The sequence below is a fragment of the Janibacter sp. CX7 genome (genome assembly GCF_024362365.1).
In the GTDB taxonomy this organism is placed as follows: Bacteria; Actinomycetota; Actinomycetes; order Actinomycetales; family Dermatophilaceae; genus Janibacter.
In genome coordinates, this window is record NZ_CP101464.1 from 809466 (window position 1) to 824274 (window position 14809).

The window sequence follows — 14809 nt, forward strand, 5'->3', positions numbered from 1 at the left end:
GGGTGGGTCGGTCTGTGGGTCCCGGCCGACGTTACTCGTCGTCGAGCTCCTCGTCGTCGAGGCGTGCCAGCCACGACGCGAGTCGCTCGATCGGCGTCTCGAACTCGGGGTTGAGGTCGACGAAGGTTCGGAGCTGGTCACTCACCCACTCGAGAGTGACCTGCTCCTCACCACGTCGGTCCGCGAGCTCCTCGATGCCGCGGTCCGTGAAGTACATCAGCGGTCGAAGGCGCGGGCGATGAGGTCCGCCTGCTCCTGCGCGTGCTTCTTCGCGGTACCGGCGGCGGGGGAGGCGCTCGGCGGGCGGGTGACCGCCGTCAGGGCGCGGGTCTCGCCGTGCTTGGCCAGGTCGGCCGGCAGGTTCATCCCGAGGAAGGGCCAGGCGCCCTGGTTCTCCGGCTCCTCCTGCACGAGGACGAGCTCGGCGCCCGGGTACTGCGCCAGCTCGGCCGCGAGTTCCTCACCCGGCAGCGGGTAGAAGCGCTCGAGGTGCAGGATCGCGGTCTGCTCGTCGCCGCGCTTCTTGCGCTCGGCCTCGAGGTCCCACGTCACCTTGCCCGCGGCGATGAGCACCCGGGTGACCTGATCCCCCTTCGGCTGGGTCATGTCGGGCAGGACCGCGCGGAAGCCGCCGCTGGTGAAGTCCTCGGGCTGGCTGCTCGCGGCCTTGAGGCGCAGCATCGACTTCGGGGTGAAGACGATGAGCGGGCGACGCGGACGGTGGTAGGCCTGACGACGCAGCAGGTGGAAGTAGCTCGCCGGCGTCGACGGGAAGGCGACCGTCATGTTGTTCTGCGCGCAGAGGGCGAGGAAGCGCTCGATGCGGGCGGAGGAGTGGTCCGGCCCCTGGCCCTCGTAGCCGTGCGGCAGGAGGAGGACGACCGAGGAGTTCTGGCCCCACTTCTGCTCGGAGGAGGAGATGAACTCGTCGATGATCGTGGCCGCGCCGTTGACGAAGTCACCGAACTGGGCCTCCCACAGCACGAGCGCGTCGGGGCGCTCGACGGAGTAGCCGTACTCGAAGCCGAGGGCCGCGAACTCCGACAGCAGCGAGTCGTAGACCCAGAAGCGGGCCTGGCCGCCACCGAGGTAGTTGAGCGGCGTCCACTCCTCACCGTCGTTCTTGTCGATGAGGACCGCGTGCCGCTGCACGAAGGTGCCGCGACGCGAGTCCTGACCGGCCAGACGCACCGGGGTGCCGTCCATGAGGAGCGAGCCGAAGGCGAGCATCTCGCCGGTGCCCCAGTCGATGCCGCCCTCGCTGACCGAGGCCGCGCGCTTCTGCATGGCCTGCTGCAGCTTGGGGTGGATCGTGAAGTCGGCCGGCGGGGAGTCGAAGAGGTCACCGATGTGCTTGAGATCGGTCTCGGAGATGCCGGTCTCGTCGGCGGAGCGGGTCGTCGCGTCGCTCGTCTGCGACGACGGACGCTCCAGGCCGGCGTTGTCCGGCGCGTCGGAGCCGGTGTCGCCGGAGTCGCTCGAGGCGTCGGCCGGCGAGGCGGGGGCCTTGAGGGCCTCCTTGGTCTCGACGAAGACCCGCTCGAGCTGGGCCTGGTAGTCGCGCAGCGCGGCGTCGGCCTCCTCCGGGGTGATGTCCTTACGGCCGATGAGGTTTTCGGTGTAGAGCTTGCGCACCGAGCGCTTGGACTCGATGAGCTTGTACATCAGCGGCTGGGTCATCGACGGGTCGTCGCCCTCGTTGTGACCGCGGCGGCGGTAGCACACGACGTCGATGACGACGTCCTTGTGGAAGCGCTGGCGGAACTCGAAGGCGAGCTCGGCGACCCGCACGCAGGCCTCCGGGTCGTCACCGTTGACGTGGAAGATCGGCGCCTGGATCATCCGCGCGACGTCGGTGCTGTAGACCGACGAGCGGCTCGCGGACGGCGAGGTGGTGAAGCCGACCTGGTTGTTGACGACCACGTGGATCGTGCCGCCGGTGCGGTAGCCGCGCAGCTGGCTCTGCTGCAGCGTCTCGGCCACGACACCCTGACCGGCGAAGGCCGCGTCACCGTGCATGAGGATCGGCAGCACCGGGAAGTCCTCGCCGCCGTGGTTGAGGCGGTCCTGCTTGGCGCGGACGATGCCCTCGAGGACGGGGTTGACCGCCTCGAGGTGGCTCGGGTTGGCCGCGAGGTAGACCTTGGTCGTCTCGCCGTCCTCGCCGGTGAACTCGCCCTCGGTGCCGAGGTGGTACTTGACGTCGCCGGAGCCCTGGACGGACTTCGGGTCGAGCTGGCCCTCGAACTCGCGGAAGATCTGCGCGTAGGACTTGCCGGCGATGTTGGCCAGCACGTTGAGGCGGCCGCGGTGCGGCATGCCGATGCAGACCTCGTCCATGCCCTCGCTGGCAGCGCGGGTGAGGATGCGGTCGAGCACGGCGATGACCGACTCGCCGCCTTCGAGGGAAAATCGCTTCTGCCCGACGAACTTCGTCTGCAGGAAGGTCTCGAAGGCCTCGGCGGCGTTGAGGCGGCGCAGGATCCGCAGCTGCTCGTCGCTCGTCGTCTTCGCGTAGCCGACCTCGACGCGCTCCTGCATCCAGCGGCGCTGCTCCGGGTCCTGGATGTGCATGTACTCGATGCCGGTGGTGCGGCAGTAGGAGTCACGCAGGATGCCGAGGATCTTGCGCAGCTTGAGGAAGGGCTCGCCGCCGAAGCCGCCGGTGGCGAAGTGCCGGTCGAGGTCCCACAGCGTCAGGTCGTGGCTCGTGATGTCGAGGTCCTCGTGGCGACGCTGCTTGTACTCCAGCGGGTCGATGTCGGCCATGAGGTGACCGCGCACGCGGTAGGCGTGGATGAGCTCCTGGACACGTGCGACCTTGTTGATGTCGTCGTCGTGCGTGGTGGAGATGTCCTGCACCCAGCGCACCGGCTCGTAGGGGATGCGCAGGCTCTCGAAGATCTCGTCGTAGAAGCCCTCGGCACCCAGGAGCAGCTGGTGGACGATCCGCAGGAACTCGCCCGACTGCGCACCCTGGATGATGCGGTGGTCGTAGGTCGAGGTCAGCGTGAGGATCTTGGAGACGGCATTGCGGTTGAGCGTCTCGGTGCTCGCGCCCTGCCATTCAGCGGGGTAGTCGAGGGCACCGACGCCGATGATCGCGCCCTGGCCCTTCATCAGGCGCGGGATCGAGTGGACGGTGCCGATGCCGCCGGGGTTGGTCAGCGACATCGTCGTGCCTTGGAAGTCCTCGACGGTCAGCTTGCCGTCGCGCGCCTTCTTGACGACGACCTCGTAGGCATTCCAGAAGGCGGTGAAGTCCATCGTCTCGGCCGGCTTGATCGCCGGGACCATGAGCTGACGGGAGCCGTCGTCCTTCTGCAGGTCGATGGCGATGCCGAGACCGACATGGGCCGGCTGGATGACGACCGGCTTGCCCTTGTCGTTCGTCGTGTAGCCGACGTTCATCTCGGGCATGGCGCGCAGCGCCTTGACCAGGGCGTAGCCGATGAGGTGGGTGAAGGAGACCTTGCCACCGCGGCTGCGCTTGAGGTGGTTGTTGATGACGATGCGGTTGTCGATGAGCAGCTTCGCCGGGACGGCGCGCACCGACGTGGCGGTCGGGACCTCGAGCGAGGACTCCATGTTGGTCACGACCCGGGCGGCAGCACCGCGAAGGGGGGTGTGCACGTCCTCCTCGACCGGCTTCTGGGCGGAGGCGGGCTTCTGCTCGTCACGCGGGGTGGGCTCGGCCTTCTTCGCCTCGGCCTTGGGCTCGGCCTTCTTCGGCTCGGCCTTGGCCGGGGCGGCCTCCGCCTTCTTGGGCTCTGCCTTCTTCGGCTCCGCCTTCGCCGGGGCGGGGGCCTCGGCCTTCTTCGGCTCGGAGGTCGGGGCGCTCGTCGCGGCAGGTGCGGCAGCCCCCTTCGGGCTGGTGCCGTTGTCCCCGCCGGACTGGCCCGGCGTGTAGTTCTCGAAGAACTCCCACCAGGCCTTGTCGACGCTGTTGCGGTCGTTCTTGAACTGCTCGTACAGCTCGTCGACGAGCCACTCGTTGGGGCCGAAGTCGTTCAGGGACACGGAGCCATCCTGGGGGTCAGGCACGGCGCATACGCCTCTTTCGTCACAGTCGCGAATCAGGGCCCGAAGTCAGCGCGGACCCCACTCGGGTCAGCCTAACGTGACGCAGCCCATGCGCGAGCCCCCGGTCCGCCCGCTGACGCGAGGCACGAGCCGCCGCCCCCGCACCCCATAACGTGACGAAGGGGGGAGCACTCGCTCCCCCCTTCGTCCTGCTGGTGCCTCGCTCCTCAGGCGATGTCCTTGCGGACAGTGAGGAGGGTGCCGATGCCGGCGAGGACCGCGGCGTAGGCGATGAGCACGAGCGCCCCTGCCCACCACTGCAGCTGGTCGCCGCCCGGGCCGCCCATGGCGCTGGCGTCGACCCCGCTGACGATCGCATTGGTCGCACTCGACGGCAGGAACTTCGCGATGTCGGCGCCCCAGTCCCAGAAGCTGAGGATGACGCCGGCGATCGGCTCGACGATCCACGCGACACCGATGGCGATGAGCAGCGCGGCCACCTGGTTGGGGATGAGGATGCCGACGCCGAGGCCGATGAGCGCCCACAGCCCGAGGACGAGCAGGCTGAGCAGCAGCGTGCGCCCGACCTCCGCGCTCGGGAAGACCTCGGCCCCGCGCGCGGCGAGGACGATGCCGCCGGCGCCCACCGAGCCGATGAGCGAGATGACGCCGTAGAAGGCGCCGATGACGAGCAGGGAGATGACCTTGGCGCCCATGACGGTGGTGCGCTTGGGCGTCGACAGGAAGGTGCTCGTGATCGTCTTGTGGCGGTACTCGCTGCCGATCTGCATGACGCCGATGGCCAGCGTGATCAGGTAGGCGATGCCGAGGCCGCCCGTGTAGACGGAGTTGGCGATCTGCGTCGGGTCGGCCTGCATCTGCGACTCCGGCGGCACCCCGCTCTGGTCGAGGGTGTAGACGATGCCGAAGAGCGCGGCGAAGGCGGCGCTCACGAGGAGCACGGCGATGGCCATGCCCCACCACATGCGCGTGGAGAAGTACTTGAGGAACTCGGATCGGATCGCACCCAGCATCAGTGCGTCCCTCCTTCCTGGCCCGGGGCCGAGACCGGGGAGATGCCGGCCATCGGGTCGTCGCCGAGGTTGCGGTTGGTGCCCTCGGTGAGGGAGAAGAAGAGCTGCTCGAGGTCCGCGGAGAGCGGCCGCAGCTCGTGGACCGGCACACCGGCGCGCAGGGCGACGTCGCCCACCAGCCGCAGGTCGTCGGTCTCGGCGACGATGCCGCCGTCGGCCTGGACCGCGGCCGGCACGTCGGCGATGCGCAGCGCGCCGACGAGCGCGTCGGAGTCGGTCGTGCGCACGAGCGACGTCGCGGTGCCGCGCAGCTCGCCGACCGTGCCCTCCTTGACGAGCTTGCCGTTGGCGATGATGACGACGTCGTCGACGGTCTGCTCGATCTCCTGCAGCAGGTGGCTCGACACGAGCACGGTCTTGCCCTCGGCGGCGAGGTGGCGCAGGAAGCCGCGCAGCCAGCGGATGCCCTCGGGGTCGAGGCCGTTGGCCGGCTCGTCGAGGACGAGCAGGCGCGGGTCGCCGAGCAGGGCCGCGGCCAGGCCGAGGCGCTGGCGCATGCCCATGCTGTAGCCGCCGGCCCGCTTGCGGGCGGCGGCGGGGATCCCGGTGAGCTCGAGCAGCTCGTCGACGCGGGTGGCGGGGATGCCGGCGGTGGCGGCGAGGACCCTCAGGTGGTCGCGGCCGGAGCGGCCGGGGTGGAAGTTGGTCGCCTCGAGCGCCGAGCCGACGACCCGCAGCGGCTGGTCGAGCTCGCGGTAGTCCTGGCCGTCGATCGTCGCGGTGCCGGAGGTCTGGTGGACGAGGCCGAGCAGCATGCGCAGGCTCGTCGTCTTGCCGGCGCCGTTGGGTCCGAGGAACCCGGTGATCCTCCCGGGCTCGACGTTGAAGCTGAGGTCGTCGACGGCCGTGAAGCCGCCGAACCGCTTCGTCAGGTTGCGCACCTCGACGCGCGCTCCTGTCGTGGTCATCAGGTCCCCTTCGTCGGTGATGTCGCAGACCATGCAACCATCCCGGCCGAAGGGAGGGCATCCGCCTTTCGTCTGAACCTCACCTCCCCCCGTCGGGGGAGACCGCCCAGCCGAACTCTGCAAAACCCTGGGGTTTTGCAGAGTTGGCGCACACAGGCAATGCTCAGCGAGCTCCCCGTAGAATCTCGCCCACCATGACCATAGGTCTTCTCATCCTGGCCCTGGTGCTCACTCTGGGTACCGCCCTCTTCGTGGCTGCCGAGTTCTCCCTCGTCGCCCTCGACCGACCCGCCGTCCAGCGAGCCGTCGACCACGGCGACACCGCGGCCAAGCCCGTGCTGGGCTCCCTTCGCCAGCTCTCCACGCTGCTCTCCGCGTGCCAGATCGGCATCACCGTCACGACCCTGGCGCTGGGCTACATCGCCAGCCCCGCGGTCGGCTCGCTCATCCAGCCGGGGCTCGAGGCCGTCGGGGTGCCGGAGAGCGTGGCGTCCTCCTCGTCCGACGGACTGGCCCTGATCATCGCCACCGTCTTCTCCATGATCCTCGGCGAGATGGTGCCCAAGACCCTCGCCGTGTCGGAGCCGCTGGGTGTCGCCAAGCTCGTCGCCGTGCCGATGCGCGTCATCGGCGTGCTCTTCAAGCCGCTGATCTTCGTCCTCAACGGCAGCGCCAACTGGGTGCTGCACCGCATGGGAGTCGAGCCGCAGGAAGAGTTGTCGGCCGCCCGCAGCCCTGCCGAGCTCGCCTCGCTCGTGCGCACCTCCGTCGAGGCCGGCACGCTCGACTACGGCACCGCCCGGCTCGTGACCCGCTCGCTCGGCTTCGGCGAGCAGACCGCGGCCGACGTCATGACGCCCCGCAACCGCGCGAGCGCCATCGACCGCACCGCGTCCGCCGAGGATCTCGTCTCGCTCGCGCGCCGCACCGGTCACTCGCGCTTCCCCGTCACGGGGGAGGACTGGGACGACATCGACGGCGTCGTCCACGTCAAGAAGGCCATCGCCGTCCCGCACGACCGCCGCGCGGGCGTGCCCGTCTCCGCGCTGATGATCGACCCGATCGTCGTCCCCGAGACCCTGCGCCTGGACCCGCTGCTCATCCAGCTGCGTGACTCCGGCCTGCAGATGGGCGTCGTCGTCGACGAGTACGGCGGCACCGCGGGCGTCGTCACGCTCGAGGACCTCGTCGAGGAGATCGTCGGCGAGGTGAGCGACGAGCACGACCTCGCGCAGACCACCGGTCGTCGCCTCCGCGACGGCGTGTGGACCGTGCCCGGCCTGTGGCGCCCCGACGAGGTGCGTGACCGTCTCGGCGCCGAGGTGCCCGAGGGTGCGGCCTACGAGACCGTCGGCGGCTGGGTCATGGCCGAGCTCGGCCGGGTCCCCGAGGTCGGTGACGTCGTCGAGCTCGACGGCTGGCAGGTGACCGTCACCGACATGGACACCCGCCGCGTCGACCGCCTCCGCTTCGTCCGGCAGGCCCCCGCGGAGGGCGACGCCTCGAGCGACGAGCGTGGGACGAAGGGGGGTGAGCTCCAGTGACGACCGTGCTGATCACCGTCGCCCTGCTGCTCGCCAACGGCTTCTTCGTCGGCGCCGAGTTCGCCGCGATGTCCGCGCGGCGCTCGCAGCTCGAGCCCCTCGCCGACGCCGGCAACAAGCGCGCGGCCATCGCTGTCGACGCCCTGCAGCACACCGGTGTCCTGCTCGCCACCTGCCAGCTGGGCATCACCATCTGCTCCGTGCTCCTCGGTGCCATCTCCGAGGCGGCGCTGCACCACGCGCTGCACCCCGTCATGGAGGGCATCGGCGTGCCGCACGCCTTCACCGACGCGGCCTCGCTCGTCCTGGCCATCGCGATCGTCGTCTACCTGCACGTCGTCGTCGGCGAGATGGTCCCCAAGAACCTCTCCATCGCCGGCCCCGAGCGCTCCGCGATCATGCTCGTGCCGCCGCTCATGTGGGTCATGAAGATCGCCAAGCCGGTCATCCTCGTCATGGACTGGGTCTCCAAGGCCTTCGTCCGGGCCATGGGCATCGACCCCAAGGACGAGGTCGGCTCGGCCTTCACGGCCGAGGAGGTGCAGCACATCGTCACCGAGTCGCACCGCGAGGGGCTCGTCGAGACCGAGAAGTACGGCCTCGTCGGCGCGGCCCTCGAGTTCTCCGACAAGGACGCCCGTGACGTCGGGGTGCCCGTCGCCGACCTGGTGACCGTGCCGCGCGACGCGACGCCCGACGACATCGAGCGGCTCGTGGCCCGCTACGGGTACTCGCGCTACCCGACGACCGACGAGTCCGGCGAGCTCATGGGCTACCTGCACCTCAAGGACGTGCTCTACGCCGACGAGACCGAGCGCGCCGAGCCGGTGCCCCGCAAGCGTCTGCGCCGCATGGCGACGGTCCAGCCGGCCGACGAGGTCGAGGATGTGCTGGCGACCATGCAGCGCACCGGCACCCACTTGGCCCGCGTCGTCGACGACGCCGGCTCCACGCTGGGCGTCGTCTTCCTCGAGGACGTCATCGAGGAGCTCGTGGGCGAGGTGACGGACTCCACGCAGCGGGGGTGATCCCCTTCGTCCGGATCTGGCGGGTCAGGTGGTCGGGTCGTGCTTCGTACCCGCGGGTATGCAGCACCACGTGACCACCTGACCTCTGGATGTGCACAACATCGCGGCGGCCCCCGGCGACTCCGGCACGCTGAGGAGGTGGCCCGACCTCGAGACCTTCCCGACCCCTTCGCCCAGGGGGCCTTCGCCGTGCGCGTGGCGAAGGGGGCCAAGGTCCCGATGAGCAGTCTGCGGACTCTGCCCAACCCCTATCGCGGGGTCCGGGCCCACGCCCCGCCGGTGACGATCGCCGAGCGCTTCGCGATGCTCTCGCTCGTGCGGCCTGGCCTGCTGCTGTCGCACTGCTCGGCGGCCCTGGTGTGGGATCTGCCGGTCCCACGCTCCTGCGAGCACCTGGCCCTGCACGTCACGGCACCGGGCACGCGGCTGCGTCGACCGGGGGTGGTCGCACACCGGGGCGCGCGCGAGGCGGACCGGGTCGCGGGAGTGCCGGTGACCTCTCTCGCCGACACGTGGATCGACCTCGCGGCGAGTCTGCCCCTCGCCGACCTCGTCGTGCTCGGGGACGCGGTCGCCCGACGCCTGAGGAGCATGGACCCCCTTCGCCAGCGGGCGGGGCGCCGGGTGCCGGGAGCGGTCCGCGCGCGGGAGGCGCTCGAGTGGATCCGGCTGGGCAGTCGGTCGGCGATGGAGACCCGATCGCGGGTGCTCTTCGTGCGGGCGGGTCTGCCGGAGCCCGCGCTCAACGTCGAGATCCACGACCCCGACGGCGGCTGGCTCGCCACGAGCGACCTCGTCTGGCGCGAGCGGCGGGTCGTGGGGGAGTACCAGGGCGCGCACCATTTCGGCGACTACGGGCGCGGTGACGACGACATCGCGCGGCGGCGACTGATCGAGGGCAGCGGGTGGCTCTTCGTCGACTTCACCAAGGGTGACTACTACGCGCGGCCACGGCGACTGGCCCTGCTCCGGCGGCTGGCGGGACATCTCGACTGCGCGCTCGATCCGGCGGGCCTGGCCGCGATCGAGGACTCCCTCGAGCTCCCCGGGGCTCCCGTCCGCCCGTGCGGGGCGTGACCATGGTGCGAGAGCGCTGACAACGCCATCAGGTGGTCAGTTGGTGCTGCATACCTGCGGGTATGCAGCACCACTCGACCACCTGATGCAGCGCTTGGCAGGGAGACGGCCAGTCGCTCAGTACTCGTAGCCGGCGCAGTGCGGGCTGGTCTGGATGCGGGCGGCCGTGACCGGGCCGTCGCCGATCGTGTAGGTGATGTCGAGCCAGGTCGCGCTGGAGCCGCCCTCGACGACGTACTCGTAGACACCGGGCTCGCCGGAGACGGCGAGCGGGCCGCGGACGACGGTCTGGGTCTCGCCGCTGCCGTTGACCACGGAGACGAGCACCGGGGCCGGCGCGGTCGCGGGCTCGACGGCGAGGAAGACGCGGTAGCCCTTGTTGTAGCCGGCCGGCTCCTGGGAGGCGCCCTGGCAGCGGGTGCCGTGGCTGCGGCCCTCGTCGATGCTCGGGATCTCGCTCTCGGACGCGGCGAGCGACGGGGCGGTGGCGGCGATGGTGATGGCCGGCGCGGTCCAGGCGATGCCCTTGGCGACGCTGCGGCGAGAGATCTGCGGGGTGCTCATGTGGTGCTTCTCCTGATGATGTCGGTGTCGCGCGGACCCCCTCCAACACCGGCCCCCGCCACGCGTCATCGTGCTCAGCCGCCCGCCCCCGCGCCTTCGCCCGAGGTGACAGGAGCGAGGGTTGCCAATATCACGACATGACAGTCCTCGCATCTCGAGAGGGGATGTGTGACGATCCTCCGGACGACGGGACCTGGGGAGGGGCCCGCGAGACCGCGAGGGAGGCGGTGCGATGACGGGGACCACCGCGGCCGCCAGCCGGCTGGCGAGCGAGCTCCTGGCCACCCACGCGGAGCAGGTCGAGCAGCTGACGCCCGGGCTCATGCGTGACGTCGCCCGCCGGCTCGGGCGCCTCGACGTCCCCGCGGAGAGCCAATGGCCCGGCCTCGTGACCGAGCTGCTCCGCGACTTCTTCGACGTCCTCGTGGCCGACGACCTCCAGCGCATCGACGCCCCGGGCAGCATCTACGAGCGCGTCGGGACTGGCGCCGCCGGCGCGGGCATCTCCGCCGACGACTTGGCCGTCGGGATCCGGCTGTCGGCCGTGCGAACCCAGGCGCAGGTCCACCGCTTCGTTCTCGCCGGGGCCACCCCTGCCGACCCCGAAGCCGTCGTCGGGCTCCTCGCGCGCGTCGTCGCCGCGGGGGAGGCGGTCGTCGTCGCCGCGCTGCGCGGCCACGCCCTCGCGGCAGGCGACGGTGAGTCGGTGCAGGCGCGGCGCCTCGGCGAGCTGCTCGTCGCGGGCGCGCCCGGCGCGGCCGACCTCGCCGCCCTCGTCGGGTGGCCGGCGGGCACCCACGTGAGCGCGGTCGTCGTCGCGCCCGAGGACGCCGACCGGCTACGGGGCCGGGGGGACCTCCCCTTCGCCCGGTACGAGCGGGAGCGCGACGTCGTCCTCGTCGCGCCCGTGACCGAGGGGCTGCTCGCCACCACGCTGCGTCCGCTCGTCGCCGACGTCGACTGCACCGTCGGCCCCGTCGTGCCGCTGGCCGGGCTGCCCGACTCGCTCGCGCTGGGCGACCGGCTCACCGGACGCCGGGCGTCGGGGGCGGGTCCGGTCTTCGTCGACGACGAGCTCCTCGAGCTGGCCAGCACTGCCGACCGTTCGGTGCTCGAGGCGTTGCGGCGCAAGTACTTCGTCGAGATCGACCGCCTGCCCGCGGAGGTCCGCGAGCCGCTGCTGCAGACCCTGCACGAGTGGCTGCGGCACTGGGGCCACCGGCCTGCGACCGCCAAGGCGCTCGGGGTGCACCCGCAGACGGTGAGCGGCCGGATCAACCGGCTGCGCGACCTGCTCGCCGACGAGCTCGAGGACGCCCAGGTGCGCTCCGAGCTGCTCCTGCTGCTGACCGCGCTGGCGGCGGAGGACTGAGCCCGGCCGCTGTTGGCGGTCCCGGACGACGCCTCCCTTCGAGACGCTTGCTGCGCAAGCTCCTCAGGGAGCAGGGAGCAGGGAGCAGGGAGCAGGGAGCAGGGGCGGATCGCGGCGAAGTCGGCGTGGCGTGGGCCACATCTGGGGCGGATACTGGAACATGCTGGGGTTCATCCGACACCAGGAGAGTGACATGTCCAGCACACCAGAGGTGCAGGCCCCCGCGAAGGAAGGCTTCTCCTCACGCAAGGTCTTCATCTTCGCGGCCATCGGCTCGGCCGTCGGCCTGGGCAACATCTGGCGCTTCCCCTACGTCGCTTACGAGGGCGGCGGCGGAGCCTTCATCATCCCGTACCTCTGCGCGCTGCTCTTCGCGGGCATCCCGCTGCTCTACCTCGACTACGCGATCGGTCACCGCTACCGCGGGTCGGCGCCGCTCTCCCTTCGCCGTCTCGGCCGGGGCGCCGAGTGGCTCGGCTGGTGGATGGTCCTCATCTGCGTGATCATCGCCGTCTACTACGCGGCGATCCTCGCGTGGGCGAGCAAGTACGCGGTCCTGTCCTTCACCAAGGGCTGGGGCGACGACCCCGAGACGTACTTCATGCACGACTACCTGCAGCGGGCCAAGGCCCCCGGGCCGACGATGGACTTCGTCCCCGAGATCACCTGGACGATGGTCATCGTCTGGGTCGTGACGATCGGCGTGCTCGCCCTCGGCGTCCAGACCGGCATCGGCCGCACGGCCGTCGTCTTCATCCCGGTGCTCGTGCTCGCCTTCATCGTGCTCGTCATCCAGGCGCTGACGCTCGACGGTGCGATGGAGGGGCTCAACGCCTTCTTCACCCCCGACTGGGGTGCCCTGACCGACGGCGCCGTGTGGATCTCCGCGGTCGGGCAGATCTTCTTCAGCCTCTCCGTCGGCTTCGGCATCATGATCACCTACGCCAGCTATGTCGGCCGCAAGACCGACATGACCGGCTCGGGTGCGGTCGTCGCCTTCTCCAACTCGGGCTTCGAGCTGCTCGCCGGCATCGGTGTCTTCGCCGCCCTCGGCTTCATGGCCACGACGGCGGGCACCTCTGTCGGCGAGGTCCTCGGCAGCGGCGGCATCGGTCTGGCCTTCATCGCCTTCCCGACGATCATCAACGAAGCGCCCGGCGGCGTCATCATCGGCGTGCTCTTCTTCGTCTCGCTGCTGCTCGCCGGCATCACCTCGCTCATCTCGATCGTCGAGGTGATCATCGGTGCCGTGCGCGACAAGGTCGGCATCTCCCGCCTCGCGGCGACCTTCGTCGTGGGTGTGCCGATCGCCGTCATCAGCGTGCTGATGTTTGCGACGACCGGTGGGCTCTACGTGCTCGACACGATGGACGCCTTCGTCAACAGCTTCGGCATCATCGCCGTCGCGGCCGTGATGATGCTCGCCGTCACCTACGTCTTCCGCAAGCTGCCCGTGCTGCGCGAGCACCTCGACGCGCGCAGCTCGGTCAAGCTCAAGGGCTGGTGGCCGGCGCTCGTGGCCGTCGTCGTCCCGATCCTGCTGATCGTCATGCTCTGGCAGGCGCTGCGGGACAGGCTCGCCGCGCCCTACGAGGACTACCCGGCCGACCTGCTCAACGTCTTCGGCTGGGGCATGGTCATCGCGCTGCCGATCATCGCGATCGTGCTGTCCTTCATCCCGTGGCGCAAGGACGTCTCGCTCGAGGACCCGACCGTGGCCGTCGACGGAGGTGAGCAGTCATGACCACCACCGCGATCATCATGATGATCGTCGCGATCCTCGTCATCTGGGGAGGCCTCGCGCTGGCGATCACCAACCTGGCCCGCAACGGCGACTCCGCCGCCGAGGACGTGCGTGAGTTCGAGGTCCACCGCGACCTCTGACCGCAGCAGGACGAAGGGAGCCGACGACCAGGTGTCGTCGGCTCCCTTCGTGCTGTGGTGCCGCTATCTTGTGACTGCCGGCGCGGCGATGGGCCGCGCAAGGACCAGGGGAGATGCCATGCGCACGTTGCCGAGCTGGGTCATGTCCGGAGCGCTGGGGGTGGCTCTCGTCGGGATCGCGGCGCCCGCCGCGACCTCCGCGCCGGTCGAGGGGAGCTTCCAGGTCGTCGAGTGGGAGACGCAGGCGTCGTGCCGCAACCACGGCGCGCCCTCGCCCGTGGTGACGTACACGGTGCCGACCGCGGTGACCTCCTGGCGCAACATCCTCTTCGCCGTCGACGACCAGTCCGGCTACTCACGTACCGCGCTGCAGGAGGGGCAGACCACGGTCACCGAGACCCTCGCGCCGATCGCCAGCGGCGAGCACCGGCTGCGCGAGGTCGCCGGGGGCGAGCAGGAGCTCACCGTGACCGCGCCGGAGTGTCCCGAGGGATCGCCGGACCCGACGTCCGACGTGTTCCCCAACGACCGGGTCGCCGCGGCGGTCGTCGACGGGGCCTTCACCGAGCCGACGTGCACCAACCCGACCGAGCAGTCCCTCGAGCCGCCGGTCCTGCCCTTCGACTACGACAACACCGGCACGGACAACGGTTTCATCGCCTACGCCGTCGACGGCCTCGTCCAGCTCGGGACCTTCGTCAGCCCCGGGGGCAGCCGCACCCAGGCGATCGCGATGGAGGAGGGCGAGCACACCTACAGCCTCTACGGGGCGAAGGGGGAGCTGCTCGACAGCGTCACCGTCACCGCGCCAGACTGCAGCGACGACGGGACGGTTGACCCCGGTACGGACGATCCGGGCAGCGACGAGCCCGGCACCGACGAGCCCGGCACCGACGAGCCCGGCAGCGACGAGCCCGGCACCGACGACCCGGGCACCGGCACGGAGGAGCCGGGCGACGACGCCGGCACCCCCGTGGTCACGGCGCCGACCCCCGAGATCCCCAAGGTCGTGCAGACCGGCTGAGTGAGCACCTGGGTCGATGTATCCGGGTGAGTCCTGACGCACCCGGATACATCGACCCAGCCCGCGGGAGGACCGCCGGGCACGACGAAGGGCCGCCAGCGAGTGCTGGCGGCCCTTCGTGAAAAAACGCGCCCCCGGCAGGATTCGAACCTGCGGCCCCTGGTACCGGAAACCAGTGCTCTATCCCCTGAGCTACGGAGGCGGGGTGGTGCCCGGTGAGATTAGCACCGGGGGTGGGCGTCCCGAGAATCGGCCAGCGCATCGACGCACGTGGTAGCGCACCTAGACTGA

At 70.5% G+C, this 14809-nt stretch carries 12 protein-coding genes and 1 tRNA gene; 7 read left to right on the forward strand and 6 right to left on the reverse strand.

Annotation, left to right across the window (positions count from 1 at the left end; all coding sequences use genetic code 11):
• Positions 1–31: 31 nt before the first annotated feature.
• The 4 genes from NMQ01_RS04030 to NMQ01_RS04045 all read right to left on the reverse strand — a co-directional run bounded on the left by NMQ01_RS04030 (position 32) and on the right by NMQ01_RS04045 (position 6058).
• Complete coding sequence (locus tag NMQ01_RS04030; RefSeq protein WP_255185589.1) at positions 32–217, reverse strand: DUF6104 family protein; 186 nt, start codon at positions 215–217, stop codon at positions 32–34.
• Complete coding sequence (locus tag NMQ01_RS04035; protein WP_255185590.1) at positions 217–4020, reverse strand: multifunctional oxoglutarate decarboxylase/oxoglutarate dehydrogenase thiamine pyrophosphate-binding subunit/dihydrolipoyllysine-residue succinyltransferase subunit; 3804 nt, start codon at positions 4018–4020, stop codon at positions 217–219. The genes NMQ01_RS04030 and NMQ01_RS04035 overlap by 1 nt, the downstream gene beginning before the upstream one ends.
• A gap of 230 nt (positions 4021–4250) precedes the next feature.
• Positions 4251–5057 carry an ABC transporter permease gene (locus tag NMQ01_RS04040; protein WP_255185591.1) on the reverse strand — a complete coding sequence of 269 codons (807 nt, stop codon included), beginning with the start codon at positions 5055–5057 and terminating at the stop codon, positions 4251–4253.
• A complete protein-coding gene (locus NMQ01_RS04045) occupies positions 5057–6058 on the reverse strand; it encodes an ABC transporter ATP-binding protein (protein ID WP_255185592.1) in 1002 nt (333 codons plus the stop codon). Before NMQ01_RS04045 ends, NMQ01_RS04040 begins: the two co-directional genes overlap by 1 nt.
• Positions 6059–6219: 161 nt before the next feature.
• On the opposite strand from NMQ01_RS04045, the gene NMQ01_RS04050 reads away from it, so the two are divergent.
• The 3 genes from NMQ01_RS04050 (at position 6220) to NMQ01_RS04060 (ending at position 9674) form a co-directional block, all read left to right on the forward strand.
• Positions 6220–7569, forward strand: coding sequence for a hemolysin family protein (locus NMQ01_RS04050; protein WP_255185593.1), 1350 nt, complete (start codon positions 6220–6222; stop codon positions 7567–7569).
• Positions 7566–8597, forward strand: coding sequence for a hemolysin family protein (locus NMQ01_RS04055; protein WP_255185594.1), 1032 nt, complete (start codon positions 7566–7568; stop codon positions 8595–8597). The genes NMQ01_RS04050 and NMQ01_RS04055 overlap by 4 nt, the downstream gene beginning before the upstream one ends.
• 138 nt (positions 8598–8735) lie before the next feature.
• Positions 8736–9674: a hypothetical protein gene (locus NMQ01_RS04060; RefSeq protein ID WP_255185595.1), complete on the forward strand. Its 939-nt coding sequence runs from the start codon at positions 8736–8738 to the stop codon at positions 9672–9674.
• 117 nt (positions 9675–9791) lie between these two features.
• On the opposite strand, the gene NMQ01_RS04065 is transcribed toward NMQ01_RS04060, so the two are convergent.
• Positions 9792–10238: a hypothetical protein gene (locus NMQ01_RS04065; protein ID WP_255185596.1), complete on the reverse strand. Its 447-nt coding sequence runs from the start codon at positions 10236–10238 to the stop codon at positions 9792–9794.
• 232 nt (positions 10239–10470) lie between these two features.
• On the opposite strand from NMQ01_RS04065, the gene NMQ01_RS04070 reads away from it, so the two are divergent.
• From NMQ01_RS04070 to NMQ01_RS04085, 4 genes are all read left to right on the forward strand, one after another.
• Entirely contained in the window at positions 10471–11610 is a 1140-nt protein-coding gene (locus tag NMQ01_RS04070) for a helix-turn-helix domain-containing protein (protein ID WP_255185597.1), read from the forward strand.
• A 193-nt stretch (positions 11611–11803) separates the two neighbouring features.
• A complete protein-coding gene (locus NMQ01_RS04075) occupies positions 11804–13354 on the forward strand; it encodes a sodium-dependent transporter (RefSeq protein WP_255185598.1) in 1551 nt (516 codons plus the stop codon).
• Entirely contained in the window at positions 13351–13494 is a 144-nt protein-coding gene (locus NMQ01_RS04080; RefSeq protein ID WP_255185599.1) for a methionine/alanine import family NSS transporter small subunit, read from the forward strand. Before NMQ01_RS04075 ends, NMQ01_RS04080 begins: the two co-directional genes overlap by 4 nt.
• Positions 13495–13612: 118 nt before the next feature.
• The gene (locus NMQ01_RS04085; RefSeq protein WP_255185600.1) at positions 13613–14518 is read left to right on the forward strand and encodes a hypothetical protein; all 906 of its coding nucleotides are present in this window, start codon (positions 13613–13615) and stop codon (positions 14516–14518) included.
• Positions 14519–14647: 129 nt separating this feature from the next.
• On the opposite strand, the gene NMQ01_RS04090 is transcribed toward NMQ01_RS04085, so the two are convergent.
• A tRNA-Arg gene (locus tag NMQ01_RS04090) sits at positions 14648–14720 on the reverse strand.
• Positions 14721–14809: the final 89 nt, after the last annotated feature.